The sequence below is a fragment of the Bradyrhizobium sp. Kon10 genome, assembly GCF_055807395.1.
Genome location: NZ_JBVVOZ010000145.1, coordinates 1 through 371 on the forward strand (window position 1 = coordinate 1; position 371 = coordinate 371).

Below are 371 nucleotides of genomic sequence, written 5' to 3' on the forward strand. Positions count from 1 at the left end.
GAGACCACGCAGACCCTCTCGAGCCAGGTCGCCGGCGTCTCCGAGCAGGCCTCGAGCAACATGCAGTCGGTGGCGACCGCCACGGAAGAGCTCTCGGCTTCCGTCGAGGAGATCGGCCGCCAGGTCCGTGATTCCAGCCGTATTGCTGAGGCCGCCGTGGTGCAGGCCAAGGAGACCGATAGCCGGATCGGAAAACTCTCGCATGCCGCGCAGCAGATCGGCGAAGTTGTCAAGCTGATCACGGCGATCGCCGAACAGACCAATCTTCTCGCGCTCAACGCCACCATCGAAGCGGCCCGTGCCGGCGAGGCCGGCCGCGGCTTCGCGGTGGTCGCGAGCGAAGTGAAATCGCTGGCGAGCCAGACGGCCAA

1 protein-coding gene is annotated in these 371 nt (G+C 66.3%); it reads left to right on the forward strand.

From position 1 onward, the window contains the following. The coding region (locus tag AC0L2O_RS36460) for a methyl-accepting chemotaxis protein (RefSeq protein WP_473373158.1) at positions 1–371 on the forward strand (371 nt) is incomplete at both ends.